This window comes from Streptomyces sp. NPDC003456, from assembly GCF_042878735.1.
GTDB lineage: Bacteria > Actinomycetota > Actinomycetes > Streptomycetales > Streptomycetaceae > Streptomyces.
The window spans coordinates 928516-954663 of sequence record NZ_JBIAOK010000004.1; the positions used below are offsets into that span (position 1 = coordinate 928516).

21 protein-coding genes are annotated in these 26148 nt (G+C 72.1%); 17 read left to right on the top strand and 4 right to left on the bottom strand.

The genetic code is table 11. From position 1 onward, the window contains the following. Window positions 1–15: 15 nt before the first annotated feature. The 5 genes from ACFYWG_RS20345 (at window position 16) to mutM (ending at window position 3889) form a co-directional block, all read left to right on the top strand. Window positions 16–1092 (top strand): cell division initiation protein, encoded by a 1077-nt coding sequence (locus tag ACFYWG_RS20345; RefSeq protein ID WP_389202585.1) that lies wholly within the window; start codon window positions 16–18, stop codon window positions 1090–1092. Between the two features lie 131 nt (window positions 1093–1223). Then, complete coding sequence (locus ACFYWG_RS20350; RefSeq protein ID WP_376332030.1) at window positions 1224–1877, top strand: DUF177 domain-containing protein; 654 nt, start codon at window positions 1224–1226, stop codon at window positions 1875–1877. 2 nt (window positions 1878–1879) lie between these two features. Next, window positions 1880–2053, top strand: a complete 174-nt coding sequence (gene rpmF / locus ACFYWG_RS20355) for a 50S ribosomal protein L32 (protein WP_007493396.1) — start codon at window positions 1880–1882, stop codon at window positions 2051–2053. A 7-nt stretch (window positions 2054–2060) separates the two neighbouring features. Further along, window positions 2061–2912, top strand: a complete 852-nt coding sequence (gene rnc / locus ACFYWG_RS20360) for a ribonuclease III (protein ID WP_383508082.1) — start codon at window positions 2061–2063, stop codon at window positions 2910–2912. A gap of 116 nt (window positions 2913–3028) precedes the next feature. Continuing rightward, window positions 3029–3889 carry a bifunctional DNA-formamidopyrimidine glycosylase/DNA-(apurinic or apyrimidinic site) lyase gene (gene mutM, locus ACFYWG_RS20365; RefSeq protein ID WP_383508079.1) on the top strand — a complete coding sequence of 287 codons (861 nt, stop codon included), beginning with the start codon at window positions 3029–3031 and terminating at the stop codon, window positions 3887–3889. Here mutM and ACFYWG_RS20370 read toward each other — a convergent pair. After that, window positions 3862–4266, bottom strand: a complete 405-nt coding sequence (locus ACFYWG_RS20370) for a winged helix-turn-helix transcriptional regulator (protein WP_383508077.1) — start codon at window positions 4264–4266, stop codon at window positions 3862–3864. The genes mutM and ACFYWG_RS20370 overlap by 28 nt on opposite strands. Window positions 4267–4371: 105 nt before the next feature. On the opposite strand from ACFYWG_RS20370, the gene ACFYWG_RS20375 reads away from it, so the two are divergent. Then, window positions 4372–4956, top strand: coding sequence for a flavodoxin family protein (locus ACFYWG_RS20375; protein ID WP_389202589.1), 585 nt, complete (start codon window positions 4372–4374; stop codon window positions 4954–4956). A gap of 343 nt (window positions 4957–5299) precedes the next feature. Here the strand turns inward: ACFYWG_RS20375 and ACFYWG_RS20380 are convergent, their stop codons facing one another. Continuing rightward, window positions 5300–6484 carry a CAP domain-containing protein gene (locus ACFYWG_RS20380; protein ID WP_389202591.1) on the bottom strand — a complete coding sequence of 395 codons (1185 nt, stop codon included), beginning with the start codon at window positions 6482–6484 and terminating at the stop codon, window positions 5300–5302. 161 nt (window positions 6485–6645) lie between these two features. Between ACFYWG_RS20380 and ACFYWG_RS20385 the strand changes: the two genes are divergently transcribed. The 5 genes from ACFYWG_RS20385 to ftsY all read left to right on the top strand — a co-directional run bounded on the left by ACFYWG_RS20385 (window position 6646) and on the right by ftsY (window position 14616). Then, window positions 6646–6927: an acylphosphatase gene (locus tag ACFYWG_RS20385; protein ID WP_376332041.1), complete on the top strand. Its 282-nt coding sequence runs from the start codon at window positions 6646–6648 to the stop codon at window positions 6925–6927. Between the two features lie 380 nt (window positions 6928–7307). Beyond that, window positions 7308–7511 (top strand): hypothetical protein, encoded by a 204-nt coding sequence (locus tag ACFYWG_RS20390; protein ID WP_030852030.1) that lies wholly within the window; start codon window positions 7308–7310, stop codon window positions 7509–7511. Between the two features lie 210 nt (window positions 7512–7721). Continuing rightward, complete coding sequence (gene smc, locus ACFYWG_RS20395; protein WP_389202594.1) at window positions 7722–11300, top strand: chromosome segregation protein SMC; 3579 nt, start codon at window positions 7722–7724, stop codon at window positions 11298–11300. A 223-nt stretch (window positions 11301–11523) separates the two neighbouring features. Beyond that, a complete protein-coding gene (locus tag ACFYWG_RS20400; protein WP_376332044.1) occupies window positions 11524–12942 on the top strand; it encodes a sugar porter family MFS transporter in 1419 nt (472 codons plus the stop codon). A 480-nt stretch (window positions 12943–13422) separates the two neighbouring features. Further along, window positions 13423–14616, top strand: a complete 1194-nt coding sequence (ftsY, locus tag ACFYWG_RS20405) for a signal recognition particle-docking protein FtsY (protein ID WP_383508063.1) — start codon at window positions 13423–13425, stop codon at window positions 14614–14616. Window positions 14617–14724: 108 nt separating this feature from the next. Here ftsY and ACFYWG_RS20410 read toward each other — a convergent pair whose 3' ends face one another. Next, window positions 14725–15390 carry a bifunctional DNA primase/polymerase gene (locus ACFYWG_RS20410; RefSeq protein ID WP_376332047.1) on the bottom strand — a complete coding sequence of 222 codons (666 nt, stop codon included), beginning with the start codon at window positions 15388–15390 and terminating at the stop codon, window positions 14725–14727. Window positions 15391–15835: 445 nt separating this feature from the next. Between ACFYWG_RS20410 and ACFYWG_RS20415 the strand changes: the two genes are divergently transcribed. The 5 genes from ACFYWG_RS20415 (at window position 15836) to ffh (ending at window position 23462) form a co-directional block, all read left to right on the top strand. Beyond that, window positions 15836–17332: a hypothetical protein gene (locus ACFYWG_RS20415; protein WP_389202597.1), complete on the top strand. Its 1497-nt coding sequence runs from the start codon at window positions 15836–15838 to the stop codon at window positions 17330–17332. A 335-nt stretch (window positions 17333–17667) separates the two neighbouring features. After that, on the top strand, window positions 17668–19008 hold the full coding sequence (locus tag ACFYWG_RS20420) for an ammonium transporter (protein WP_376332049.1): 1341 nt from the start codon (window positions 17668–17670) through the stop codon (window positions 19006–19008). Further along, window positions 19005–19343: a P-II family nitrogen regulator gene (locus ACFYWG_RS20425; RefSeq protein WP_333937169.1), complete on the top strand. Its 339-nt coding sequence runs from the start codon at window positions 19005–19007 to the stop codon at window positions 19341–19343. Before ACFYWG_RS20420 ends, ACFYWG_RS20425 begins: the two co-directional genes overlap by 4 nt. Before the next feature lie 37 nt (window positions 19344–19380). After that, a complete protein-coding gene (locus tag ACFYWG_RS20430) occupies window positions 19381–21828 on the top strand; it encodes a [protein-PII] uridylyltransferase (protein ID WP_389202600.1) in 2448 nt (815 codons plus the stop codon). Window positions 21829–21911: 83 nt separating this feature from the next. Beyond that, window positions 21912–23462 carry a signal recognition particle protein gene (ffh, locus tag ACFYWG_RS20435; protein ID WP_376332052.1) on the top strand — a complete coding sequence of 517 codons (1551 nt, stop codon included), beginning with the start codon at window positions 21912–21914 and terminating at the stop codon, window positions 23460–23462. A gap of 152 nt (window positions 23463–23614) precedes the next feature. On the opposite strand, the gene ACFYWG_RS20440 is transcribed toward ffh, so the two are convergent. Continuing rightward, entirely contained in the window at window positions 23615–24469 is an 855-nt protein-coding gene (locus ACFYWG_RS20440) for a methyltransferase domain-containing protein (RefSeq protein ID WP_383506150.1), read from the bottom strand. 199 nt (window positions 24470–24668) lie between these two features. Here ACFYWG_RS20440 and proS point away from each other — a divergent pair, with 199 nt between their 5' ends. Further along, on the top strand, window positions 24669–26105 hold the full coding sequence (gene proS, locus ACFYWG_RS20445) for a proline--tRNA ligase (RefSeq protein WP_389202604.1): 1437 nt from the start codon (window positions 24669–24671) through the stop codon (window positions 26103–26105). The last annotated feature ends 43 nt before the right edge of the window (window positions 26106–26148 follow it).

Here is a 26148-nt window from a genome sequence, read left to right on the forward strand (position 1 = left end):
AGTGGCGAGCACACGGTGGACGTGCAGAAGAAGCTCGACGAGATCGTCGCCGCGGTCTCCGGCGCCCGGTCCATGCCCATGTCGGCCTCGTGCGTGGTCAACCGCGCCGAACTGCTCGCGATGCTGGAGGAGCTGCGCGCGGCGCTGCCCGACTCCCTCGCCGAGGCCCGGGAGCTGATCGGCGACCGCGAGCAGATGGTCGAGCAGGCCCGCCAGGAGGCCCAGCGGATCATCGACGGCGCGCACGCCGAGCGCGGTTCGCTGATCTCCGGCACCGAGATCGCCCGCCGCTCGCAGGCCGAGGCCGACCGGATCCTCGCCGAGGCCCGCCAGGAGGCCGAGGAGGTCCGCGCCGAGGCCGACGAGTACGTCGACTCCAAGCTCGCCAACTTCGAGGTCGTCCTCACCAAGACCCTCGGCTCCGTCGGCCGCGGCCGCGAGAAGCTCCTCGGCACCGGCCCCGGCACCGACGAGCAGGGCTACGAGGACGAGGACGCCCCCGAGCGCAGCCACGACCCGGACACCCAGCGCCGTACCGCCGACGAGTACGTCGACGCCAAGCTCGGCGCCTTCGAGGCGGTCCTCGCCAAGACCCTGGAGGCCGTCGGCCGGGGCCGGCAGAAGCTGCACGGCCGGATCGCCACCGACGACCTCGGCGCCCTCGCCGACGACGCCGGCACCGTCCAGCACTCCAGCGACGCCGACTACCTCGCCGACCTGGCCGCCCTCGCCGCCGAGCCCCCGGCCGAGCGTCCGGCCGCCCGGCCGGAGGAGTACGCGCAGCCCCAGCCGGCCTACGGCTACGGGCAGCAGCCCGACCCCTACGGCGACTACGCGCAGCAGCCCTACGCCGGCCAGCCGGACCCGTACGGCTACGCGCAGGCCGACCCGTACGCGTACCAGGGCTACGACCCCCAGCAGGCGGCCTACGACCCGCACCAGGCCCAGCAGCAGGCGCAGCACGCCCAGCAGCAGGTCCACCAGGCGCAGCAGGCCCAGGGGTACGCCCTGGACGAGACCAGCCTCTTCGACACCAGCATGATCAGCGCCGAACAGCTGCGGGCCTACGAGCAGGGGCGCGGGCAGGGCTGAGCACCGGATTGGGCCGACAGCGAAAGGTCCAGTATCCTGGCTCTTCGGTCGCGCGTACGTCCGCGATCCACGCTGCCCGAAGAACACCGAGGGCGGCGTCCCCCCAAGAGCTCAGCGAACCGAAAGCAGGAATGGCCCTGAACGCCCGCCTCGACCACCGCAACCCCCTCGTGTTCGACACGCACGAGCTGGGTCGGCGGCCTGGTGCGCTGCAGCGCCTGACCCGCACGGTCGACGCTCCCAGGGACTTCGGTATCCAGGGAGTCATCGGAGTGCCCGAGGGCGCCCCGGTGGAGCTCGAGCTCCGTATGGAGTCGGTCATGGAAGGGGTGCTCGTCACAGGCACCGCCCGTGCCACGGCCGCAGGGGAGTGCGTAAGGTGTCTGGAGCCGCTCGAGCTGGAGCTCGAAGCGGACTTCCAGGAGATGTTCTCGTACCCTGACGCCGACGACCGGGGCCGCGTGATCGCGGAACCGGGCGACGACGCCGAGGACGACGAGGACAGGCTCTTCCTCGAGGACGGCTTGTTCGACCTCGAGCCCGTGCTGCGTGATGCGGTGGTGCTCGCACTGCCGATGCAGCCGGTGTGCCAGGAAGACTGCCCTGGTCTGTGTGCCGAGTGCGGCGCACGGCTGGCGGACGACCCGGACCACCACCATGACGCCGTCGACATCCGTTGGGCGGCACTGAAGGGACTCGCCGACACCATGTCGGACGGCGAGAAGGACGAGATGAGCGGCGGCGCGCCTCAGTCAGCACGCGCCGACGAGAAGCAGGAGAAGTAGCCGTGGCTGTTCCGAAGCGGAAGATGTCGCGCAGCAACACGCGCCACCGCCGGTCGCAGTGGAAGGCTGCGGTCCCCACCCTGGTTGCGTGCGAGCGCTGCCACGAGCCCAAGCTGCAGCACATCGCGTGCCCGTCTTGCGGCACCTACAACAAGCGCCAGGTCCTCGAGGTCTGAGCGGCTGGTGAGAGGCACTGTGTCCACGCCTAAGAACAAGTCTTCCCGTGTGAGCGGGAGTGCTCCGGCGGACCATCAGGCCTCGTCCCACACGCTTCTGGAAGGGCGGCTCGGCTACCAGGTCGAGTCCGCCCTTCTGGTGCGCGCACTGACCCACCGGTCGTACGCATACGAGAACGGCGGTCTGCCGACCAACGAGCGCCTGGAGTTCCTCGGGGACTCCGTCCTCGGCCTCGTGGTCACGGACACGCTGTACCGCACCCACCCGGATTTGCCCGAAGGCCAGCTGGCCAAGCTGCGGGCCGCGGTGGTGAACTCGCGTGCGCTCGCCGAGGTGGGCCGCGGGCTCGACCTGGGCTCCTTCATCCGGCTCGGCCGCGGTGAAGAGGGCACGGGCGGGCGGGACAAGGCGTCCATCCTGGCCGACACCCTGGAAGCGGTGATCGGCGCGGTCTACCTCGACCAGGGCCTGGACTCGGCGGCGGAGCTGGTGCACCGCCTGTTCGACCCCCTGATCGAGAAGTCCTCGAACCTCGGAGCCGGCCTGGACTGGAAGACCAGTCTCCAGGAGCTCACCGCGACCGAGGGGCTCGGCGTTCCCGAGTACCTGGTCACGGAGACCGGCCCCGACCACGAGAAGACCTTCACTGCTGCCGCCCGCGTCGGAGGCGTCTCGTACGGCACCGGCACCGGCCGCAGCAAGAAGGAAGCGGAGCAGCAGGCCGCCGAGTCCGCGTGGCGGTCCATCCGGGCCGCGGCGGACGAGCGCGCCAAGGCGGCCAGGGACGCCGAGGCGACGCAGACGGCGGCGGCCCAGGCCGCCCACGCTGCCGTCGACGGCAGCGGCGTCGACGCCTGACGCACCGCACCGGCCGCCCCGGAGGGGATGTCCGGCCACAGCACAGCGCATCCGAGCGCCCGCCCCGGCCGGGGCGGGCGCTCGGATCGTCCGCACGTTCGTGACGGGGGAGTCCCATGCCCGAGTTGCCCGAGGTTGAGGTCGTACGACGCGGACTCGAGCGGTGGGTCGCCCACCGCACCGTCGCCGACGCCCAGGTGCTGCACCCGCGCGCGGTGCGCCGGCATCTCGCGGGCGCCGAGGACTTCGCGCACCGCCTGGCGGGCCACCGCATCGGCGTCCCGAGCCGCCGCGGCAAGTACCTGTGGCTGCCCCTGGAGGACACCGACCAGTCGATCCTGGCGCACCTCGGCATGAGCGGCCAGCTGCTGGTCCAGCCGCGTACCGCCCCCGACGAGAAGCACCTGCGCATCCGGGTCCGCTTCACCGACACCGCGGACACCGAACTGCGCTTCGTCGACCAGCGCACCTTCGGCGGCCTGTCGCTGCACGAGACCACGCCGGACGGGCTGCCCGACGTCATCGCGCACATCGCCCGCGACCCGCTCGACCCGCTCTTCGACGACGAGGCGTTCCACCAGGCGCTGCGCCGCAAGCGGACCACGATCAAGCGGGCCCTGCTCGACCAGTCGCTGATCAGCGGAGTCGGCAACATCTACGCGGACGAGGCCCTGTGGCGCTCCCGTCTCCACTACGAGCGACCGACCGCCACCCTGACCCGCCCGCGCACGCTGCAGCTGCTCACCCACGTACGGGACGTGATGAACGCGGCCCTCGCCGTGGGCGGCACCAGCTTCGACAGCCTGTACGTCAACGTCAACGGCGAATCGGGCTACTTCGACCGGTCCCTCGACGCGTACGGCCGCGAGGGTCTGCCGTGCCGGCGCTGCGGGACGGCCATGCGGCGGCGGCCGTGGATGAACCGGTCGAGCTACTTCTGCCCGAAGTGTCAGCCGGTGCCGCGCGTCTCGTCGTAACGCCGGCGGGCCTCCAGCACGTCGTCCATCTGCCCCTCCACGAAGTGGATGAGGGCCAGGAGGCGCTCGGCGACCCCGCGCCCCAGGGGCGTCAGCTCGTAGTCCACGCGCGGCGGGTTGGTCGGCTGCGCCTCGCGGTGCACCAGGCCGTCCCGCTCCAGCGCGTGGAGCGTCTGGGACAGCATCTTCTCGCTGACGCCGTCGACGCGGCGGCGCAGCTCGTTGAAGCGCAGTGAGCCCTCGTACAGGGCGCCGAGCGTGAGTCCGCCCCAGCGACCCGTGACGTGCTCCAGGGTGCCGCGCGAGGGGCAGGCCTTGGCGAACACGTTGTACGGGAGGCCGTCCAGCCCTTCCGTGGGCTCCTGGGTGGTGGTCATGCGGTCAGCCTACGTCAGTGCAGCGCTATCCGACAGGTTGCACTAACCAAAAGTTAGTGCTTTCCTTTGGTAATCGCCAGCTACCTGCACATCGAGGAGCCTCACGTGACCACCCCTGTCATCTCCGTGGCCTACCACTCCGGATTCGGCCACACCTCTGTCATCGCCGAGGCCGTCCGGGCCGGTGCCCTGGAGGCCGGCGCCGAAGTGCACCTGATCAAGGTCGACGAGATCACCCACGAGCAGTGGGCGGTGCTGGACAGCTCCGACGCCATCGTCTTCGGCTCGCCGACCTACATGGGTACGGCCTCCGGTGCCTTCCACGTCTTCGCGGAGGCCACCTCCACGCGCTGGGCCACGCAGGCCTGGAACGGCAAGCTGGCCGCCGGCTTCACCAACTCGGCCTCCAAGAGCGGGGACAAGCTGCACACCCTGCAGTTCTTCCAGATCCTTGCCGCGCAGCTCGGCATGCACTGGGTCAGCCTCGGCCTGCTGCCCGGCTGGAACAGCAGGACCGGCTCGGAGAACGACCTGAACCGCCTCGGAGTCTTCGCGGGCGCGGCCGCCCAGACCAACGCGGACGAGGGCCCGGAGGCCGTCCACAAGGCCGACATCGCCACGGCGGAACACCTGGGCCGCCGGGTGACGGAAACGGCACGGGTGTTCCTCCGGGGCCAGGCCGCGGCGTGAGCGGCGCCCGGTGACGGGGAGCGGGGGAGCGGGGGAGCGGGGCTGGGCCCGCTGACTGCCGACCGTGCCGGATCCGACGGCGGACGGCACCGGGTATGACCGCCGACCGCACCGTTCTTGCCCGCCAATCGCACCGGCTCTGACCGTCGACCGCACCGGCGATCGAGGTGCGACCGCGCCGGCGGCCGAGCGGCTACCGCGGCCAGCCCCCGCCCTGTACTTATCGGCCCGGCTCCTCTGCCACCGCTGGTCGGTTCCCTGGGGGCGGCGCGCGGCCGGTGCGTGCAGAGGGGGCCGTCCTACGGACGGCCCCCGGGGGTCAGGCCAGTGACCCGCTCCTGGCTCAGTACCCGAAGTTCTGCGTCCACCAAGGGCCGCCCGAGCCGAGTTCGACTCCTACGCCCAGGGTCTTGAAGTCGCAGTTCAGGATGTTCGCGCGGTGGCCGGGGCTGTTCATCCACGCGTCCATCACGGCCGCGGCATCGGCCTGGCCGCGGGCTATGTTCTCGCCGCCGAGGTTGGAGATGCCGGCCTTCTCCGCCCGGTCCCACGGCGTGCGGCCGTCGGGGTCGGTGTGGTCGAAGAAGCCCCGCTTCGCCATGTCCTCGCTGTAGTTCTGGGCCAGACCCGCCAGCGCGCTGTTCGCGGCGACCGGGCTGCAGCCCACCTTGGCCCGCTCCTCGTTCACCAGGGCGAGCACCTGGGCCGCGGCCGAGGACTCCCCGGACAGCGACGCGGAGGCACCGGGCTTCTTCGGCGCGCTCGTGGCCGTACGGGAAGGGGTGTCGGCCGGCTTCTTGCTGGGCGTGGCCGCGGGCTTCTTCTTCTCCGGCTTCTCGTCCCGCGTCTTCTCCGCCTTCTCGGGCGTCTCGCTCGGCGCCGCCGAGGACTTCGAGGCGGACGGCGAGGGGGACACCGTGCGCTGGGCGTCCCGGCTGGCCGGGGCGCTCTCACGGCTGTCGGCGCTGCCGGACGTGCCGCCCTGCTCGGCCGGCGTGTTGGTCGGCGTGTCACCGGCCTGCACCTTGTCGGCGCCGCTGTTGCCGCCCAGCTGGTAGTTCTCCAGGCCGGGCACCGCACCCGTGGCGACCGCCACCGTGCCGAGCGCGACGGCGGCGGAGACGCCCAGCAAGCCGCTGCGCACCGGGCGGGCGGCCTTCTTGCGGCGACGGTGCGCACCCGCGCGACGGGCACCGCCGTCGGGCGTGAAACCGTCGCTGCCGAAGCTGTCGCTGCCGAAGCCGTCACCGCCGAAGCCGTCGCCCCGGAAGCCGTCACCGGCGAAAGCGGTCGTCTCCACGAAGCGGTCGTCCGCCTCGGGCCCCTCCGCCCCGAACAGGTAGGCCTCGGTGCTGGCGTAGGTGCCGGCGTACGCCTCCGGGTTCAGGTAGGGCGCGATGCCCATGGTCGGAGCGTCGTCCGTGGTGGAGTACAGCGGGTCGTGGCCCGCTGCGAAGCCGTCGTGGGTGAACCCCGTGGCGCGGCCCTCGGCGGCGCGGCCGTCGGCGGAGCGTCGGTGGCGTCCCATGTCCTGGCCTTCCTCGTCCTGGCGGTCGACTCGTCCTCGAGATCAACACGAAACTCACTCGATCGTGTGAGTTTCATATGAGATGCGTTGAGGGGGGACGGTACCGCATGGCGCGTGGGGAGGAAGTGCCCGGAGCGAGTTCGGGCGGTTAGGTTGCACCCATGAGCGAGGATGTGCGACTGGTCGCCTGGGTGCGGGGACGCGTCCAAGGTGTGGGTTTCCGCTGGTTCACGCGGGCCAAGGCCCTGGAGATCGGCGGCCTGAGTGGCTTTGCTCTCAATTTGGGCGACGGACGCGTCCAGGTGGTCGCCGAGGGCTCCCGCGAGGGCTGCGAGGGGCTGCTCGCCTGGCTCCAGGGCGACGACACGCCCGGGCGCGTGGACGGTGTCACCGAGATCTGGGACACACCGCGCGGCGGCTACGAGGGCTTCGCCATCCGCTGACCGGGTCGCCCCGGCGGTGCCCGAGGGGGCGCGGGATGCGGCGCCAGGCCGCCGCCGGAAACGGAAACTCGCTGGTGGTTGCCGAGAACCCCTTGCGCGGGGAGGCTCCGGCGGCAAGGATGATCGCCACGCCCCCGGGCCCCGCTGAAGCCGCCGCGCCGCCGTCGAAGGCCGTGTGCGCCCGGGTCGCCCCCCAATACGGGGCGTGATCGTGTTGACCGTCAAACTTTTTGGTGAGACGCTGAAAGCACCCCGCGCACCTTAGCTGTTTGGCATGGCTGAACGGCAGCACAACTCCAGGCCCTGCCAAGACTGCGGGTGCGAATCCCTCACGACCCACACCGCATCGGTCGGTCACTCATTGTGGAGGACCATCCATCATGGCAAAGGCGCTTCTCGGTTACGTCGGCGGCTCCGACCCTCGACTCCTCGCCGAGATGCGACGGCTCCAGCAGCGCGTCCAGGACCTGGAATCCGAGCTCGGACGGATCCAGGCGGAGAACGAGGCGCTGACGGCTGCCGCTTCTCACGACAGGATCATGGAGAGCGTTGACGCACACCAGGCGGAGCCTGCGCTCACCTGATCACTGCACCGCTCCACATCGGCACAGCAGTGGTTGGGCCGCCCGTCACAACCGCCACGTTGTCAGAAGTGCAAGGGACGCCACCGGCGTCCCTTCTTTCTTTCCCCCGTCGTCCTTCACTGTCTTCAACGTCTGGTCTGCCCTGCGTGTTCAACGGTGAAACCGCGGGTTCGTGGAGTGAGACGAAACCGGGCGGTAGAGTCCGGCGGCGTGCACCTCAAGGCCCTGACCCTCCGCGGGTTCAAATCGTTCGCCTCCGCGACCACCCTCCGGTTCGAGCCCGGGATCACGTGCGTCGTCGGACCGAACGGCTCGGGCAAGTCCAACGTCGTCGACGCGCTCAGCTGGGTCATGGGCGAGCAGGGTGCCAAGTCGCTGCGCGGCGGCAAGATGGAGGACGTCATCTTCGCCGGGACCACCGGCCGCCCGCCCCTGGGCCGCGCCGAGGTGTCCCTGACCATCGACAACTCCGACGGGGCCCTGCCCATCGAGTACGCCGAGGTCACCATCACGCGGATCATGTTCCGCAACGGCGGCAGCGAGTACCAGATCAACGGCGACACCTGCCGTCTCCTCGACATCCAGGAACTGCTCTCCGACTCCGGCATCGGCCGTGAGATGCACGTCATCGTCGGCCAGGGCCAGCTCGACTCCGTCCTGCACGCCGACCCCATGGGCCGCCGCGCCTTCATCGAGGAGGCCGCCGGCGTCCTCAAGCACCGCAAGCGCAAGGAGAAGGCGCTGCGGAAACTGGACGCGATGCAGGCCAACCTCGCGCGCGTGCAGGACCTCACCGGCGAGCTGCGCCGCCAGCTCAAGCCGCTGGGCCGCCAGGCCGCGGTGGCCCGGAGGGCGGCCGTCATCCAGGCGGACCTGCGCGACGCCCGTCTGCGTCTCCTCGCCGACGACCTCGTACGGCTGCGGGAGGCCCTCGACGCCGAGATCGCCGACGAGGCCGCGCTGAAGGAGCGCAAGGAAGCCGCCGAGCAGGAGCTGCGCAAGGCCCTGCAGCGCGAGGCGCTGCTGGAGGACGAGGTGCGCCGGCTCTCCCCGCGCCTGCAGCGCGCCCAGCACACCTGGTACGAGCTCTCCCAGCTCGCCGAACGCGTGCGCGGCACGATCTCACTGGCTGACGCCCGCGTGAAGAGCGCCACCTCCGCTCCCCCCGAGGAGCGACGCGGCCGCGACCCCGAGGACATGGAGCGCGAGGCCGCCCGCATCCGCGAGCAGGAGGCCGAACTGGAAGCCGCCCTGGAGGCGGCCGAGCGGGCCCTGGAGGACACGGTCGCCCACCGCGCCGAACTGGAGCGCGCCCTGGCGCAGGAGGAACGGCGCCTCAAGGACCTGGCCCGGGCCATCGCCGACCGCCGCGAGGGGCTGGCCCGGCTCAGCGGCCAGGTCAACGCCGCCCGCTCCCGCGCGGCCTCCGCCCAGGCCGAGATCGAACGCCTGGCCGCGGCCCGCGACGAGGCGCAGGAACGTGCCGTCACCGCCCAGGAGGAGTACGAGGCCCTGCAGGCCGAGGTCGACGGCCTCGACGCCGACGACGCCGAACTCGCCGGGCAGCACGAGGCCGCCAGGCAGCGGCTCACCGACGCCGAGGCCGCCCTCACGGCGGCCCGCGAGGAACTCACCGCGGCCGAACGCCGGCGCGCCGCCACCCAGGCCCGCCACGAGGCACTCGCCCTCGGCCTGCGCCGCAAGGACGGCACCGGCACACTGCTCGCGGCCAAGGACCGCCTCTCCGGCCTGCTGGGCCCGGCGGCCGGGCTGCTGACGGTGACCCCGGGCCACGAGGTGGCCGTCGCGGCGGCCTTCGGCGCGGCAGCCGACGCGATCGCCGTCACCACCCCGGCCTCCGCGGCGGACGCCATCAGACTCCTCCGCAAACAGGACGGGGGCAGGGCCACCCTGCTGCTGGCGGGAGAGGTCCCGCCGCAGGACGGTGGGAACCGCGCGACGAGCCACGACGCACCCGCGGACGCACGCCTCACCTACGCCGCCGACCTGGTCCGCGGCCCTTCCGACCTGATGCCGGCCGTCCGCCGGCTGCTGGACGGCATCGTCGTCGTCGGCACCCTCGAGGACGCGGAAGACCTCGTGTACGGCCACCCCCACCTCACCGCCGTCACCGCCGAAGGCGACCTCCTCGGCACCCACGTCGCCCACGGCGGCTCCGCCGGCGCCCCCAGCCTCCTCGAAGTACAGGCCTCCGTCGACGAGGCGGCGGCCGAGCTGGAAGAGCTCGCCGTCCGCTGCGAGGAACTCGCCGAGGCCCAGCGCGCGGCCGTCGGCCGACGCGGGGACGCCGCCGCGGTGGTCGAGGAACTGGGGGAGCGGCGCCGGGCCGCCGACCGGGAGAAGTCCGCCGTCGCCCAGCAGCTCGGGCGGCTCGCGGGCCAGGCGCGCGGCGCCACCGGCGAGGCCGAGCGCGCCACCGCCGCCGCGGCCCGGGCGCAGGACGCCCTCGACCGGGCGCTGGAGGAGGCCGAGGAGCTCGCCGAGCGGCTCGCCGTCGCCGAGGAGATGCCGATGGAGGAGGAGCCGGACACCTCCGTGCGCGACCGGCTCGCTGCCGACGGCGCCAACGCCCGCCAGACCGAGATGGAGGCCCGGCTCCAGGCCCGTACGCACGAGGAACGGGTCAAAGGGCTGGCCGGGCGGGCCGACGCGCTGGACCGGGCCGCCCGGGCGGAGCGCGAGGCACGCGCGCGTGCCGAGCAGCGGCGGGCCCGGCTGCGGCACGAGGCGGCCGTCGCCGAGGCCGTCGGATCCGGTGCCCGGCAGTTGCTCGCACACGTCGAGGTGTCCCTGGCCCGCGCCGAGGCGGAGCGCGCAGCCGCGGAGGCCGCCAAGGCCCAGCGCGAGCAGGAACTGGCCCGCGCCCGCACCGAGGGGCGCGATCTCAAGGCGGAACTCGACAAGTTGACGGATTCGGTCCACCGCGGCGAGGTACTCGGTGCCGAGAAGCGGCTGCGGATCGAGCAGCTGGAGACCAGGGCACTGGAGGAGCTGGGTGTCGAACCGGCCGGGCTGGTGGCGGAGTACGGTCCGCGTCAGCTCGTGCCGCCCTCGCCCCCCGCCGAGGGCGAGGAGCTGCCGGAGGATCCGGAGCACCCGCGCAACCGGCCCCGGCCCTTCGTCCGGGCCGAGCAGGAGAAGCGGCTCAAGGCCGCCGAGCGCGCCTACCAGCAGCTCGGCAAGGTCAACCCGCTGGCCCTGGAGGAGTTCGCGGCCCTGGAGGAACGCCACCAGTTCCTCAGCGAGCAGCTCGAGGACCTGAAGAAGACGCGGGCCGACCTGCTGCAGGTGGTGAAGGAGGTCGACGAGCGCGTCGAGCAGGTCTTCACCGAGGCCTACCGGGACACCGCCCGGGAGTTCGAGGGCGTCTTCAGCCGGCTGTTCCCCGGGGGCGAGGGGCGTCTGGTGCTGACCGACCCCGACAACATGCTCACCACGGGCGTGGACGTCGAGGCCCGGCCGCCGGGCAAGAAGGTCAAGCGGCTGTCGCTGCTCTCGGGCGGGGAGCGGTCGCTGACCGCCGTGGCGATGCTTGTGTCGATCTTCAAGGCGCGGCCCAGCCCGTTCTACGTCATGGACGAGGTCGAGGCCGCTCTCGACGACACCAACCTCCAGCGGCTCATCCGGATCATGCAGGAGCTCCAGGAAGCCTCGCAGCTGATCGTGATCACGCACCAGAAGCGCACGATGGAGGTCGCCGACGCGCTCTACGGCGTCTCGATGCAGGGCGACGGTGTGTCGAAGGTCATCTCCCAGCGCCTCCGCTAGACGCGTGTGGGTTACACCTTTCTCACCTGCGCCTCTGCGTGCCTTCATTTCTTGAACACGTCACCCTCACACTGCTGCGACTGGATCACAGCTGCCCCCTATTGACTTCGAAACTTGAAGGCATAGTCTCGGCAACGTTCCTTTTACCTTCAGGTACCTTCAGGTGGCACCTCGAAGGGCTGACCCCCCTCCGGCGACGTTGCCGGTGGCCCGAGGAGTACACGTGACCAGCACAGCGCAGGCACCCAAGTCAGGAGCCGGAACGGCTCATCCCGATCATCTCGGGCACGTCATCTTCATCGCGGCGGCGGCCGCGATGGGCGGTTTCCTGTTCGGCTACGACAGCTCCGTGATCAACGGCGCCGTCGAGGCCATCCGTGACCGCTACGACGTCGGCTCCGCGGCCCTCGCCCAGGTCATCGCCATCGCCCTCATCGGCTGCGCCATCGGCGCCGCGACCGCCGGCCGCATAGCCGACCGCATCGGCCGCATCCGGTGCATGCAGATCGCCGCGGTCCTGTTCACCATCAGCGCCGTCGGCTCCGCGCTGCCGTTCGCGCTGTGGGATCTCGCCTTCTGGCGGGTCGTCGGCGGCTTCGCCATCGGCATGGCCTCCGTGATCGGCCCGGCCTACATCGCCGAGGTCGCCCCGCCCGCCTACCGCGGCCGGCTCGGCTCCTTCCAGCAGGCCGCGATCGTCATCGGCATCGCCGTGTCGCAGCTGGTCAACTGGGGTCTGCTCAACGCCGCCGACGGCGACCAGCGCGGCAAGCTGATGGGCCTGGAGGCCTGGCAGGTCATGCTGGGCGTCATGGTCGTCCCGGCCGTCCTGTACGGTCTGCTCTCCTTCGCGATCCCCGAGTCCCCGCGCTTTTTGATCTCCGTCGGCAAGCACGAGCGCGCCCGGGAGATCCTCGCCGAGGTCGAGGGCAAGGACGTCGACCTCGACGCCCGCGTCGCCCAGATCGAGGGCGCCATGAAGAGCGAGCACCGCTCCAGCTTCAAGGACCTGCTCGGGGGCAGCTTCTTCTTCAAGCCGATCGTCTGGATCGGCATCGGCCTGTCGGTCTTCCAGCAGTTCGTCGGCATCAACGTCGCGTTCTACTACTCCTCGACGCTGTGGCAGTCGGTCGGCGTCGACCCGACGGACTCGTTCTTCTACTCCTTCACCACGTCGATCATCAACATCGTCGGCACCGTCATCGCGATGATCTTCGTCGACCGCATCGGCCGACGCCCGCTGGCGATCATCGGCTCGGTCGGCATGGTCGTCGGCCTGGCGCTGGAGGCCTGGGCGTTCTCCTACCACCTCGTCGACGGCAAGCTGCCGGCCGCGCAGGGCTGGATCGCCCTGATCGCCGCGCACATCTTCGTCCTCTTCTTCGCCCTGTCGTGGGGTGTGGTCGTCTGGGTGATGCTCGGTGAGATGTTCCCCAACCGGCTCCGCGCCGCCGCCCTGGGTGTGGCCGCCGCCGCGCAGTGGATCGCCAACTGGGCCATCACCGCGAGCTTCCCGTCGCTGGCCGACTGGAACCTCTCCGCGACGTACGTGATCTATACGGCCTTCGCCGCGCTCTCGATCCCGTTCGTGCTGAAGTTCGTCAAGGAGACCAAGGGCAAGTCCCTGGAGGAGATGGGCTGAGCCCGTCCCGCCCGCTCGGGGGGAAGGGCCAAGTCCCCGCTGCCCCTCTCCCCGTGACCCGCCGCCGCCCCGGTTCGGCCACTGCCCGGGGCGGCGGTCTGCCGTCCCACCGGACGCCGCCGCCCTCGGCCTCCGGGTCCCCTGCGGCCGGCATCGGCAGGCAGGAGGTGCCCGCCGCACGCACCCTCCGGCTCGGGCACCACGGTCCGCCGGACCCGGACCCGCCTGAGCCGTCGTGCCTCCGGGGACGCCGAGCATCCGCAGCCGTCCGTCCGGTTCGCGCGCAGACGCGTCGAGCGGCCGGCGCACGGCCCCGGTGGATCACCGCGCCGGACCGCCGCCTGCCCCGACGGCGGGTGCCCGGGGACGACGCCTGACGGTGCGTGAGACCTCCGGGGGTGTGGAGATCCGGCGGCCCCGGCTCTCCGGGGCGGTGCGAGCAGGGTGACCGGGGGGCCCATGACTGATACTGGACGCGTTATGGACATCGTCATCCTTGCTGTAGTCATCGCCGTGGTCGTGCTCGGCGCGCTCAGCGGGCTCATCGTCGGCAGCCGGCGCAAGAAGCAGCTGCCGCCGCCCCCGCCCGCGGCGCCCGACATCACCGCCCCACCGGCCGAGCCGCACGTCGGCGACGAGGCCGAGACGCCGCGGGAGGAACCGCGGCGCACGATAGAGGAGGTGGATCTTCCGGACGGCTCGGCTCCGGTCGTCATCGAGGAGCCGCCCGCCCCCGAGATCGAGATCCCGGAACCCACCGCTGGCCGTCTGGTCCGGCTGCGGACCCGGCTCTCCCGTTCGCAGAACGCCCTGGGCAAGGGCCTGCTCACCCTGCTGTCCCGCGAGCACCTCGACGAGGACACCTGGGAGGAGATCGAGGACACCCTCATCACCGCCGACGTCGGCGTGCAGCCCACCCAGGAACTCGTCGAGCGCCTGCGGGAACGGGTCAGGGTGCTCGGCACCCGCACCCCCGAGGAGCTGCGCACCCTGTTGCGCGAGGAACTGGTCACCCTGGTCGGCCGCGACATGGACCGCGCCCTGAAGACCGAGCCGGAGGACCGCAAGCCGGGGATCGTGATGGTCGTCGGCGTCAACGGCACCGGCAAGACCACCACCACCGGCAAGCTCGCCCGCGTCCTGGTCGCCGACGGCCAGAGCGTCGTCCTCGGCGCGGCCGACACCTTCCGGGCCGCCGCCGCCGACCAGCTCCAGACCTGGGGCGAGCGCGTCGGCGCCTACACCGTGCGCGGACCGGAGGGCGGCGACCCCGCCTCCGTGGCCTTCGACGCGGTGAAGGAGGGCAAGGAGATGGGCGCGAACGTCGTGCTCATCGACACCGCCGGGCGTCTGCACACCAAGACCGGTCTGATGGACGAGCTGGGCAAGGTCAAGCGCGTCGTGGAGAAGCAGGCCCCGGTCGACGAGGTGCTGCTGGTCCTGGACGCCACCACCGGCCAGAACGGCCTCGTCCAGGCCCGGGTCTTCTCCGAGGTCGTGGACATCACCGGCATCGTGCTCACCAAGCTGGACGGCACGGCCAAGGGCGGCATCGTGGTCGCGGTCCAGCGCGAGCTGGGCGTCCCGGTCAAGCTCATCGGGCTCGGCGAGGGCGCGGACGACCTCGCGCCGTTCGAGCCGGAGGCGTTCGTTGACGCCCTTATCGGGGAGTGACCTCGGCCCTCACCGAGGAACCGCCCGCGAGAATCCGTGTGTGCGCGAGAAGCGCCCGCCCCCGAGGTGCAGTCGGGGACGGGCGCTTCGCTCGTGTCCGGGCCGCCGTCAGGCCCGTGACCGGTGTGCCACGTACGCCAGGGTGCCGAGCACCAGCCGGGCCTCGGGCGGGCGCGAGGCCGAGTCCAGGGCGGGGGAGCGGAGCCAGCGGACCGGGCCGAGGCCGCCGCGGTCGGACGGCGGGGCCGTGATGTGCGTGCCGGGGCCCAGGCCGCGCAGATCGAGGGCGGCCGGGTCGTCCCAGCCCATGCGGTAGAGCAGACCGGGCAGGTCCGCGGCGGCACCCGGCGCGACGAAGAAGTGGGCACGGCCGTCGGGCGTGGCCGCCACCGGGCCGACGGGCAGGCCCATGCGCTCCAGCCGGGCCAGCGCACGGCAGCCGGCGGGCTCGGCCACCTCGATGACGTCGAACGCCCGGCCCACCGGCAGCATCACCGACGCGCCGGGGAACTCGCCCCAGACCTCGCTCACCTCGTCCAGCGTCGCCCCGGCCGGGAGGACGGGCGCGAAGTGCAGCGGGTGCGCACCGGGAGCCGGACAGTCGCGGCGGCCGCAGGAGCAGGCACCCGCCGACGCCCGGGCGCCGGGCACCACGTCCCAGCCCCACAGGCCGGTGTACTCGGCGACGGCGGTGCCGTCCGAGGTGCGGCTGCGGCGGCGCGAGCCGGTCCGGATGTCGCGCATGCCCCGGCTGATGCCGATCGTGAAGCCCATGCCCCCTCCAACGGGTGCGACGCAGCGGTGGTTACGCAGCGGACGCGACGCGTGACTCTCTGTCTCCGGCTTCCCGGTGCCGCCCGTTCCACTCGGCGCCCGGAAGCGACCGGGGTGGTGTGCCCGGCGACGCGCGCCCTCGCGTGCGTCGCTGCACCCGCTCCTGGTCGTGCTGTGTCAAGTGAATCGTGCGGGGCCGTACGGGAGTTCATTCGATGGGGTGGCGAATGGTGGCGTTTCCGTGTGAGCCGTGGCTGGACGGGTGATCGTAGGACTACTTTGTGTGCACGAGCCCTGGGGGCACATGCACGTGTGGGTATGCCGGTGGCAAGTCGTCGTTCCGTTCGAAGGGTGGCAAGGGCCGGACGGAGGGCCGTACGAACCGGCATGCTGTTAGGGCTTGGCGCACTCGGCGGCAAGTGGTCCAGGGAGTGGGGGCGTTCCAGTGAGCGGCAACGGCGGAGGCGGGACGAACGCTGCGAGCGCGACGCACACTGAGAAGCGCCCGAACGAGCTGCTCGCCTCCTGGTTCGTGCGCAGCGGCTGGTCCAAGGGCGAGCTGGCCCGCCAGGTCAACCGCAGAGCACGGCAGTTGGGCGCCAACCACATCTCCACGGACACCTCCCGCGTGCGCCGCTGGCTCGACGGCGAGAACCCCCGCGAGCCCATCCCCAAGATCCTGTCCGAGCTGTTCTCGGAGCGCTTCGGCGTCGTCGTCTCCGTCGAGGACCTGGGACTGCGCACCGCGCGCCAGTCGCCCTCCGCGACCGGCGTCGACCTGCCGTGGACGGGCCCGCAGACCGTGGCACAGCTCAGCGAGTTCTCGCGCAGCGACCTGATGCTGGCGCGGCGCGGCTTCCTCGGGAGCTCGCTGGCCCTGTCCGCGGGCCCGGCCCTCATCGAGCCCATGCAGCGCTGGCTCGTCCCCTCGCCGGCGGCCCCGCGCTCCGAGCCCGGCCCGGCGTCCGGACCCGGGCGCGCCCGCGGCCGGCTCTCCAGGCCCGAGCTGGACCTGCTGGAGTCCACGACGGTGATGTTCCGCCAGTGGGACGCCCAGTGCGGCGGCGGCCTGCGCCGCAAGGCCGTCGTCGGCCAGCTGCACGAGGTGACCGACCTGCTCCAGGAGCCCCAACCGGAGGACACCACCCGCCGGTTGTTCAAGGTCGCGGCCGAACTCGCCGAGCTGGCCGGATGGATGTCGTACGACATCGGGCTCCAGCCCACCGCCCAGAAGTACTTCGTGCTCGCGCTGCACGCCGCCAAGGAGGCCGGCGACCGGCCCCTCGGGTCCTACGTGCTGTCCAGCATGAGCCGGCAGATGATCCACCTGGGACGGCCCGACGACGCCCTGGAGCTGATCCACCTCGCGCAGTACGGCAGCCGCGACTGCGCCAGCCCGCGCACCCAGTCGATGCTGTATGCGATGGAGGCCCGCGCCTACGCCAACATGGGCCAGCCCGGCAAGTGCAAACGGGCCGTCCGGATGGCCGAGGACACCTTCGCCGACGCCGACGAGTGGGACGAGCCGGACCCGGACTGGATCCGCTTCTTCTCCGAGGCCGAGCTGTACGGCGAGAACTCCCACTCCTACCGCGACCTCGCCTACGTCGCCGGCCGCAGCCCCGCCTACGCCTCGCTGGCCGAACCCCTGATGAAGCGGGCCGTGGAGCTGTTCGCCGAGGACGGCGAGCACCAGCGGTCCTACGCGCTGAACCTGATCGGCATGGCCACGGTGCACCTGCTCCGGCGCGAGCCCGAGCAGAGCACGGTCCTCGCCTCCCAGGCGATGCAGGTCGCCAAGAAGGTGCGCTCCGAGCGGGTCAACACCCGGATCCGCAAGACGGTCGACACGGCCGCACGCGACTTCGGTGACCTCGGAGAAGTCGTCGACCTCACCGAGCGGCTCGCCGCCGAACTGCCCGAGACCGCCGAAGCGGTCTGACCAGCCGCCCGACCCCCAGACCCCGGCCGCGGCCGGCCCTCCCGAACTGCCCGACTCGGCTCCCCCATGCCAGGTCATCGGAAGGCCGGCCGCGGCCGGCCCGTGTCTCCCGGGACCGTGCAAACCGCAGGATGCGCCCCGGCGGCGACCGGCGCATCCCGGGTCCGGAAGTTCACCGACGCGTAACACGCCACGCGCCTTCGTCACGGCGGCGAAACAACGAGGGGCCTCCACCGAAACCGCGCTGCGCCAATCTCGTGGCGCATAACCGGCCCACCCCTCAATCCGCTCGAGGCTTCGCCCGCACGGGGCCGTACCAAGACGAGGAGACGCCGATGGCACCAGCCATCACCCTTGCCGCAGAGGCGCCCAAGCTCTCTGCCGCGAACACAGGGTTCATGCTCATCTGTTCCGCCCTGGTGATGCTCATGACCCCGGGCCTGGCCTTCTTCTACGGAGGCATGGTCCGCGTCAAGAGCACCCTGAACATGCTGATGATGAGCTTCATCAGCCTCGGGATCGTCACCGTCCTGTGGGTGCTGTACGGCTTCTCCATGGCGTTCGGCACCGACTCCGGCAGCCTCATCGGCTGGAACTCCGACTGGGTGGGCCTGAGCGACATCGGCCTGACCGAGCTGTGGGACGGCTACACCATCCCGGTGTTCGTCTTCCTGGTCTTCCAGCTGATGTTCGCGATCATCACCCCGGCCCTGATCAGCGGTGCCCTCGCGGACCGCGTGAAGTTCAGCGCCTGGGCGCTGTTCATCACCCTGTGGGCCACGGTCGTCTACTTCCCGGTCGCGCACTGGGTGTGGGGCGCCGGCGGGTGGGCCTTCGAGCTGGGCGTCATCGACTTCGCCGGCGGTACCGCCGTGCACATCAACGCGGGTGCCGCGGCACTCGGCGTCATCCTGGTCATCGGCAAGCGCATCGGCTTCAAGAAGGACCCGATGCGCCCGCACAGCCTGCCCCTGGTCATGCTCGGCGCCGGTCTGCTGTGGTTCGGCTGGTTCGGCTTCAACGCCGGCTCCTGGCTCGGCAACGACGACGGCGTGGGCGCGCTGATGTTCGTCAACACGCAGGTCGCCACCGCCGCGGCCATGCTCGCCTGGCTCGCCTACGAGAAGATCCGCCACGGCGCGTTCACCACGCTGGGCGCCGCCTCCGGCGCGGTCGCCGGCCTGGTCGCCATCACCCCCGCCGGCGGCGCGGTCACCCCGCTCGGCGCGATCGCGGTCGGCGCCATCGCCGGTGTGCTGTGCGCCATGGCCGTCGGCCTGAAGTACAAGTTCGGCTACGACGACTCCCTCGACGTCGTCGGCGTCCACCTGGTCGGCGGCATCGTGGGCTCCCTGCTGATCGGCCTCTTCGCCAGCGGCAAGGGCCAGTCCACCGTCGAGGGCCTCTTCTACGGCGGCGGCCTGGCCCAGTTCTGGAAGCAGTGCGCCGGTGTCTTCGCGGTGCTGGCCTACTCTCTGGTCGTCTCCGCGATCCTGGCCTTCGTCCTCGACAAGACCATCGGCATGCGGGTGCCGGAGGACGACGAGATCACCGGCATCGACCAGGCCGAGCACGCCGAGACCGCATACGACTTCAGCGGTGCCGGTGGCGGCGCCGCCAAGACGGCCGTCACGGCCCCCGTCGCCGCAGCCGCGAGCAAGAAGGTGGACGCATGAAGCTCATCACCGCAGTCGTCAAGCCGCACCGGCTCGACGAGATCAAGGAGGCCCTGCAGGCCTTCGGAGTGCACGGCCTGACGGTCACCGAAGCCAGCGGCTACGGCCGCCAGCGGGGCCACACCGAGGTCTACCGGGGCGCCGAGTACACCGTCGACCTCGTCCCCAAGATCCGCATCGAGGTCCTGGTCGAGGACGAGGACGCCGAACAGCTCATCGAGGTCGTGGTGAAGGCCGCCCGCACCGGCAAGATCGGTGACGGCAAGGTCTGGTCCCTCCCGGTCGACACGGCCGTACGGGTCCGGACCGGCGAGCGCGGTCCCGACGCGCTCTGACGGCCTTCCAGACAGGCACACGAACAGGAGTCGCCGGGTGACGGGTACGGACGTGCGGAAAGAAGCAGAGGACTCGGGACCCGGCGGCTACGCGGCGGCCCGGCTGCGCCTCCTCACCGAGGAGGCGCGGCCCGGGCCGCCGCGCCGTGCCGCCCTGGCGGAGCTGACGGACCGCTGGCTCGCGGACCTGTTCGCCGCGGGCGCCGAAGGACTGCGCGGGGCCTCCCTGATCGCCGTCGGCGGCTACGGACGCGGCGAACTGTCCCCGCGCAGCGACCTCGACCTGCTCCTGCTGCACGACGGCAGCGACACCGGGGCCGTCGCCGCCCTCGCCGACCGGCTCTGGTACCCCGTCTGGGACCTGGGCCTGGACCTCGACCACTCGGTGCGCACCCCGGCCGAGGCCCGCAGGACCGCCGCCGACGACCTGAAGGTGCACCTCGGCCTGCTGGACGCCCGGCACCTCGCCGGCGACCTCGGCCTCACCGCGAGCCTGCGCACCGCCGTCCTCGCCGACTGGCGCAACCAGGCCCCCAAGCGCCTGCCCGAACTGCAGGAACTGTGCGCCGAGCGCGCCGCACGGCAGGGCGAGTTGCAGTACCTGCTGGAGCCCGACCTGAAGGAGGCCCGCGGCGGGCTGCGCGACGCCACCGCCCTGCGGGCCGTCGCCGCCTCCTGGCTCGCCGACGCCCCGCGCGAGGGCCTCGCCGACGCCCGGCGCCGCCTCCTCGACGTCCGCGACGCCCTGCACCTGGCCACCGGGCGGGCCACCGACCGGCTCGCCCTCCAGGAGCAGGACCAGGTGGCCGCCGGACTCGGACTGCTCGACGCCGACACCCTGCTGCGCCAGGTCTACGAGGCGGCCCGGCTCGTCTCGTACGCGAGCGACGTCACCTGGCGCGAGGTGGGGCGCGTGCTGCGCTCGCGTGCCGTGCGGCCCCGGCTGCGCGCCATGCTCGGCGGAGGCAAGCCCGGCACCGAACGCTCCCCGCTGGCCGAAGGCGTGGTCGAGCAGGAGGGCGAGGTGGTGCTGGCCCGCGCCGCCCGTCCCGAGCGCGACCCCGTCCTGCCGCTGCGCGCCGCGGCCGCCGCCGCCCAGGCCGGCCTCCCGCTGTCCCTGCACGCGGTGCGGCGCCTCGCGGCCACCGTCCGCCCGCTGCCCAACCCCTGGCCCGCCGAGGCCCGCGAACAGCTCGTCACCCTGCTCGGCTCCGGCCGCCCCACCGTCGAGGTCTGGGAGGCGCTGGAGGCGGAAGGGCTGGTCACCCGGCTGCTGCCCGACTGGGAGCGGGTCCGCTGCCGCCCGCAGCGCAACGCCGTGCACCTGTGGACGGTCGACCGGCACCTCATCGAGACCGCGGTGCGCGCGTCGGAGTTCACCCGCCGGGTCAGCCGCCCCGACCTGCTGCTGGTCGCCGCGCTGCTGCACGACATCGGCAAGGGCTGGCCCGGCGACCACTCGGTGGCCGGCGAGATCATCGCCAAGGACGTCACCGCCCGCATCGGCTTCGACCACCACGACGTGACGGTCGTCGCCACCCTGGTACGCCACCACCTGCTGCTCGTGGACACGGCCACCCGGCGCGACCTGGACGACCCGGCCACCGTGCGCGCGGTCGCCGCCGCCGTCGGCTCCCAGGGGACCCTGGAGCTGCTGCACGCGCTGACCGAGGCCGACGCCCTCGCGACCGGCCCGGCCGCCTGGTCGTCCTGGCGCGGCTCCCTCGTCGCCGACCTGGTCAAACGCGTGTCGGCGGTCCTCTCCGGGGACGCGCCGGCCGACCCCGAGGAGGCCGCGCCGACCACCGAGCAGGAACGCCTCGCCCTGGAGGCGGCCGCCACCGGCGGCCCCGTGCTGGCCCTGCGCGCCCAGACCGAGCCGCCCGCCGGGCAGGAACCCTCCGGCGACCCCGAGCCGCTCGGCGTCGAACTGCTCATCGCCGTCCCCGACCAGCCCGGGGTGCTGCCCGCGGTGGCCGGTGTCCTCGCCGTGCACCGGCTGACCGTGCGCACCGCCGAGCTGCGCTCGCTGACCCTGCCGGACGGCGTCGACGGCTCCGTGCTGCTGCTGGAGTGGCGGGTGGCCGCCGAGTACGGGTCCCTGCCGCAGGCCGCCCGGCTGCGCGCGGACCTGGTCCGGGCCCTGGACGGTTCGCTGGACATCGCCGCCCGCCTCGCCGAACGGGACGCCGCCTACCCCCGCCGCCGGGGCGTGGTCGCGCCGCCGCCGAGGGTGTCGGTCCACCCCGCCGCCTCCCGGCTGGCCACCGTGATCGAGGTCCGCTCCCAGGACGCCCCCGGCCTGCTGTTCCGCATCGGGCGCGCCCTGGAGGACGCGGGCGTCCGGGTGCGCAGCGCCCACGTGTCGACCCTCGGCGCCAACGCCGTCGACGCCTTCTACGTCACCGGCCCGCAGGGCACGCCCCTGCCCGGTGACGAGGCCGCCGCGGTGGCGCGGAAGCTGGAGGAGACACTGCGGGGGTGAGGGCGACCCGGCGACTTGTCACGCCGGGATACCCTGGAGGGCGATTCCCCCGTCTGTCTCCGACCCCGAGGACCGCGAGCGCCGTGTTCGATACTCTTTCCGATCGCCTCTCAGCGACCTTCAAGAACCTGCGCGGCAAGGGACGGCTCTCCGAGGCGGACATCGACGCCACGGCGCGCGAGATCCGCATCGCGCTGCTCGAGGCGGACGTGGCGCTTCCGGTCGTCCGGACGTTCATCAAGAACGTCAAGGAGCGCGCGCTCGGCGCCGAGGTCTCCCGGGCGCTGAACCCGGCCCAGCAGGTCCTCAAGATCGTCAACGAGGAACTGGTCACCATCCTCGGCGGCGAGACCCGGCGGCTGCGCTTCGCCAAGCAGCCGCCCACCGTGATCATGCTGGCGGGTCTGCAGGGTGCCGGTAAGACCACCCTGGCGGGCAAGCTCGGCCGCTGGCTGAAGGAGCAGGGCCACTCGCCGCTGCTCGTCGCCTGCGACCTCCAGCGCCCCAACGCCGTGAACCAGCTCAGCGTGGTCGCCGAGCGCGCCGGCGTCGCCGTCTACGCCCCGGAGCCGGGCAACGGCGTGGGTGACCCGGTCAAGGTCGCCAAGGACTCCATCGACTTCGCCAAGTCCAAGGTCCACGACATCGTGATCGTGGACACCGCCGGCCGGCTCGGCATCGACCAGGAGATGATGCAGCAGGCCGCGGACATCCGCGACGCCGTCTCCCCGGACGAGATCCTCTTCGTCGTCGACGCGATGATCGGCCAGGACGCGGTCAACACCGCCGAGGCCTTCCGCGACGGCGTCGGCTTCGACGGCGTGGTGCTCTCCAAGCTCGACGGCGACGCCCGCGGTGGTGCCGCCCTGTCGATCCGGCAGATCACCGGCAAGCCGATCATGTTCGCCTCCAACGGCGAGAAGCTCGACGACTTCGACGCCTTCCACCCGGACCGGATGGCCTCCCGCATCCTCGACATGGGTGACCTGCTCACCCTGATCGAGCAGGCGGAGAAGACGTTCAGCCAGGAAGAGGCCGAGAAGATGGCCTCCAAGCTGGCGTCCAAGAAGGGCCAGGACTTCACCCTGGACGACTTCCTGGCCCAGATGGAGCAGGTCCGCAAGATGGGCTCCATCTCCAAGCTGCTCGGCATGCTGCCCGGCATGGGCCAGATGAAGGAGCAGATCCAGAACCTCGACGAGCGGGACGTCGACCGCACGGCGGCCATCATCAAGTCGATGACCCCGGGCGAGCGCCAGGACCCGACGATCATCAACGGCTCGCGCCGCGCCCGTATCGCCCGGGGTTCCGGTGTCGAGGTCAGCGCGGTGAAGAACCTGGTGGAGCGGTTCTTCGAGGCCCGCAAGATGATGTCCCGCATGGCCCAGGGCGGCGGCATGCCGGGGATGCCCGGGATGCCGGGCATGGGTGGCGGTCCCGGCCGGGCGAAGAAGAAGCAGAAGCAGGCCAAGGGCAAGCAGCGCTCCGGCAACCCGATGAAGCGCAAGCAGCAGGAGCAGGAGGCCGCGGCCCGCCGCGCGGCCGCGGCCGAGGGCGGCGGCGCGTTCGGCCTGCCCCAGCAGGGCGGCAAGGACTTCGAACTCCCCGACGAGTTCAAGAAGTTCATGGGCTGACGGCCCGTCCGTCCGACGACGCCGAGGGCGCCCCTTCACCCGAAGGGGCGCCCTCTCGGCTGTCCGCCCGGGGGCCCGGAGACCCGGACTCCCCGGATGCCCGGATGCCCGAAGGCGCGGACTCCCCGGACGCCCGGACTCCCGGACGCGCGTCAGGGTGTCCGGGCGATCAGGTAGCGGAACACGTTCGGCATCCAGACCGTGCCGTCCTGCCGCTGGTGCGGGTGCAGCGCCTCGGACAGCTCCTTGTCCACCTGCACCTGGTCCGTCGCCGTCATCGCCGCGTCGAACAGCCCCGTCGACTTCAGCCCGCGCACCGCGCTGTCCACGTCGGCGTAGCCGAAGGGGCAGGCCACCCGCCCCGAGCCGTCCGGCTTCAGCCCGGCCCGCCGGGCGACGTCCTCCAGGTCGTCGCGCGAGGCCGGACGCCAGCTGCCCGGGGCGCGCTCCGGCTCCGCCAGCTTCGTCGCCACCCGCATCACCGACGCCGTCGCGCAGCGCTCCGGCGGGCCCCAGCCCGCCAGCACCACCGCGGCGCCCCGCTCGGCGAGCGGCGCCGCCTCCGCCAGCTCACCGCTCAGACCCTCCGCGTCGCCTGCGAGGCACCCGATCGGCTCGAAGGCCGTCACCAGGGTGTAGCCCGCGGCGCCGGGCCGGGCGGCGTCCCGGGCCGACCCGTCGACCAGCCGGGTGTCCGTACGCGCGTGTGTGCCCGAGGCCTCGGGGAGCAGCCGCTCCCGGGCGAGGGCCATTCTTTCGGGGGATGCGTCGACACCGGTGACCGCCGCTCCCCGGGCGGCGGCCATCAGCAGGGCGAGTCCGGAACCGCAGCCGAGGCCGAGCAGCCGCGTGGCAGGACCCACGTCCAGTCGCTCGTAGACGGCCTCGTAGAGCGGCACCAGCATCCGCTCCTGGATCTCGGACCAGTCACGCGCGCGTGCACTCCGGTCCACGCGGGGTGCGGCCCCCGCGTGAGGCAGGTGCTGCCGCACGAGCGTAGGTGTCATAAGTAAGCGCCCCAATCCGCAGAGAGTTTCCTCTTGCCCGATTCCTTGGCCCCCGTGACAGTGCGCTCGCACTCCCCCCGTATGCCAGGAAACTCCCCCCTCGACCCGTCGTCCAGTGGGATGCGGCAGGGGTTGTGAGATGTCATGTGCCTGTGGCGAGATTTCACATTCCGGCAACCCGGGCCCGTACCATCGCGCCATGGCCAAGGCACCCGTTCTCACGCCCCGGGCGGTCGACTTCCCGCGCTGGTACCAGGACGTGATCACCAAGGCGGAGCTCGCCGAGAACGGGCCGGTGCGCGGCACCATGGTCATCCGGCCGTACGGCTACGGGCTGTGGGAGCGGATGCAGGCGGAGATGGACGCCCGCATCAAGGCGACCGGAACCCAGAACGCGTACTTCCCGCTGCTGATCCCGCAGTCCTACCTCGCCAGGGAGGCCGACCACGTCGAGGGCTTCGCGCCCGAACTCGCGGTCGTCACGCACGGCGGCGGCAAGGAGCTCGAAGAGCCCGCGGTGGTCCGCCCCACCTCCGAGATGATCGTCAACGACTACTTCTCCAGGTGGGTGCAGAGCTACCGGGACCTGCCGCTGCTCATCAACCAGTGGGCGAACGTGGTGCGCTGGGAGCTGCGGCCCCGGCTGTTCCTGCGGACCAGCGAGTTCCTCTGGCAGGAGGGCCACACCGCGCACGCCACGTACGAGGAGGCGCGCGACTTCGCCGCGCACATCCACCGCCGGGTGTACGAGGACTTCATGCTGAACGTCCTCGCGATGGACGTGGTCGCCGGCCGCAAGACCGTCAGGGAACGCTTCGCGGGCGCCGTCAACACCCTCACGCTGGAGGGGATGATGGGCGACGGCAAGGCCCTGCAGATGGCGACCAGCCACGAACTGGGCCAGAACTTCGCCAAGGCCTTCGACACGCGGTACCTGTCCCGGGAGGGCAGGCGGGAACTGGTCTGGCAGACCTCCTGGGGCTCCACCACCCGCATGATCGGCGCCCTGGTGATGATGCACGGCGACGACGACGGACTGCGTGTCCCGCCGCGGCTGGCGCGGATCCAGGCCGTCGTGCTCGCGGTCAGGGGCGACGAACCGGTTCTGGCCAAGGTCCGCGAGCTCGGCGACCGGCTCGGGGAGGCCGGCGTCCGGGTACACGTCGACGACCGCACCGACACCCCCTTCGGCCGCCGCGCCGTCGACTGGGAGCTGAAGGGCGTGCCCGTCCGCATCGAGATCGGGCCGCGCGACCTGGAGAACGGCACCGCGATGCTGGCCCGCCGCATCCCCGGGGGCACCTTCGCGACCGGGGGAGGCAAGGAGGCAGTGCCCCTGGACGCCCTGCCGGAGCTGCTGCCGGCGATCCTGGAGGAGGACCAGGCGCTGCTGCTCAAGCAGTCCCGCGAGCGCCGCGAGGCGCGCACGGCCGAGGTCTCCACGATCGGGGAGGCTGTCGAGGCCGCCACCGTCGGCGGCTGGGCCCGCATCCCGTGGTCGGTGCTCGGCGAGGAGGGCGAGGCCGAGCTGGCCGATCACGCGGTGACCGTACGCTGTCTGGTCGCCGAGGACGGGTCGGTGCCGGACGACGAGGACGCGCCCGGTAACGTCGCGGTGGTCGCACGCGCTTACTGATGCACACACGCGCTTCCCCGGCGCGGTGCAAGGCGGCCGGAAC

Bases quoted from the DNA above. Each gene is read 5' to 3' on its own strand.
- ACFYWG_RS20350 (WP_376332030.1), top strand. From the start codon at position 1,224: ATGGCCCTGAACGCCCGCCTCGACCACCGCAACCCCCTCGTGTTCGAC.
- mutM (WP_383508079.1), top strand. From the start codon at position 3,029: ATGCCCGAGTTGCCCGAGGTTGAGGTCGTACGACGCGGACTCGAGCGG.
- ACFYWG_RS20370 (WP_383508077.1), bottom strand. From the start codon at position 4,266: ATGACCACCACCCAGGAGCCCACGGAAGGGCTGGACGGCCTCCCGTAC.
- ACFYWG_RS20380 (WP_389202591.1), bottom strand. From the start codon at position 6,484: ATGGGACGCCACCGACGCTCCGCCGACGGCCGCGCCGCCGAGGGCCGC.
- ACFYWG_RS20385 (WP_376332041.1), top strand. From the start codon at position 6,646: ATGAGCGAGGATGTGCGACTGGTCGCCTGGGTGCGGGGACGCGTCCAA.
- ACFYWG_RS20390 (WP_030852030.1), top strand. From the start codon at position 7,308: ATGGCAAAGGCGCTTCTCGGTTACGTCGGCGGCTCCGACCCTCGACTC.
- ftsY (WP_383508063.1), top strand. From the start codon at position 13,423: ATGGACATCGTCATCCTTGCTGTAGTCATCGCCGTGGTCGTGCTCGGC.
- ACFYWG_RS20410 (WP_376332047.1), bottom strand. From the start codon at position 15,390: ATGGGCTTCACGATCGGCATCAGCCGGGGCATGCGCGACATCCGGACC.
- ACFYWG_RS20420 (WP_376332049.1), top strand. From the start codon at position 17,668: ATGGCACCAGCCATCACCCTTGCCGCAGAGGCGCCCAAGCTCTCTGCC.
- ACFYWG_RS20425 (WP_333937169.1), top strand. From the start codon at position 19,005: ATGAAGCTCATCACCGCAGTCGTCAAGCCGCACCGGCTCGACGAGATC.
- ACFYWG_RS20440 (WP_383506150.1), bottom strand. From the start codon at position 24,469: ATGACACCTACGCTCGTGCGGCAGCACCTGCCTCACGCGGGGGCCGCA.
- proS (WP_389202604.1), top strand. From the start codon at position 24,669: ATGGCCAAGGCACCCGTTCTCACGCCCCGGGCGGTCGACTTCCCGCGC.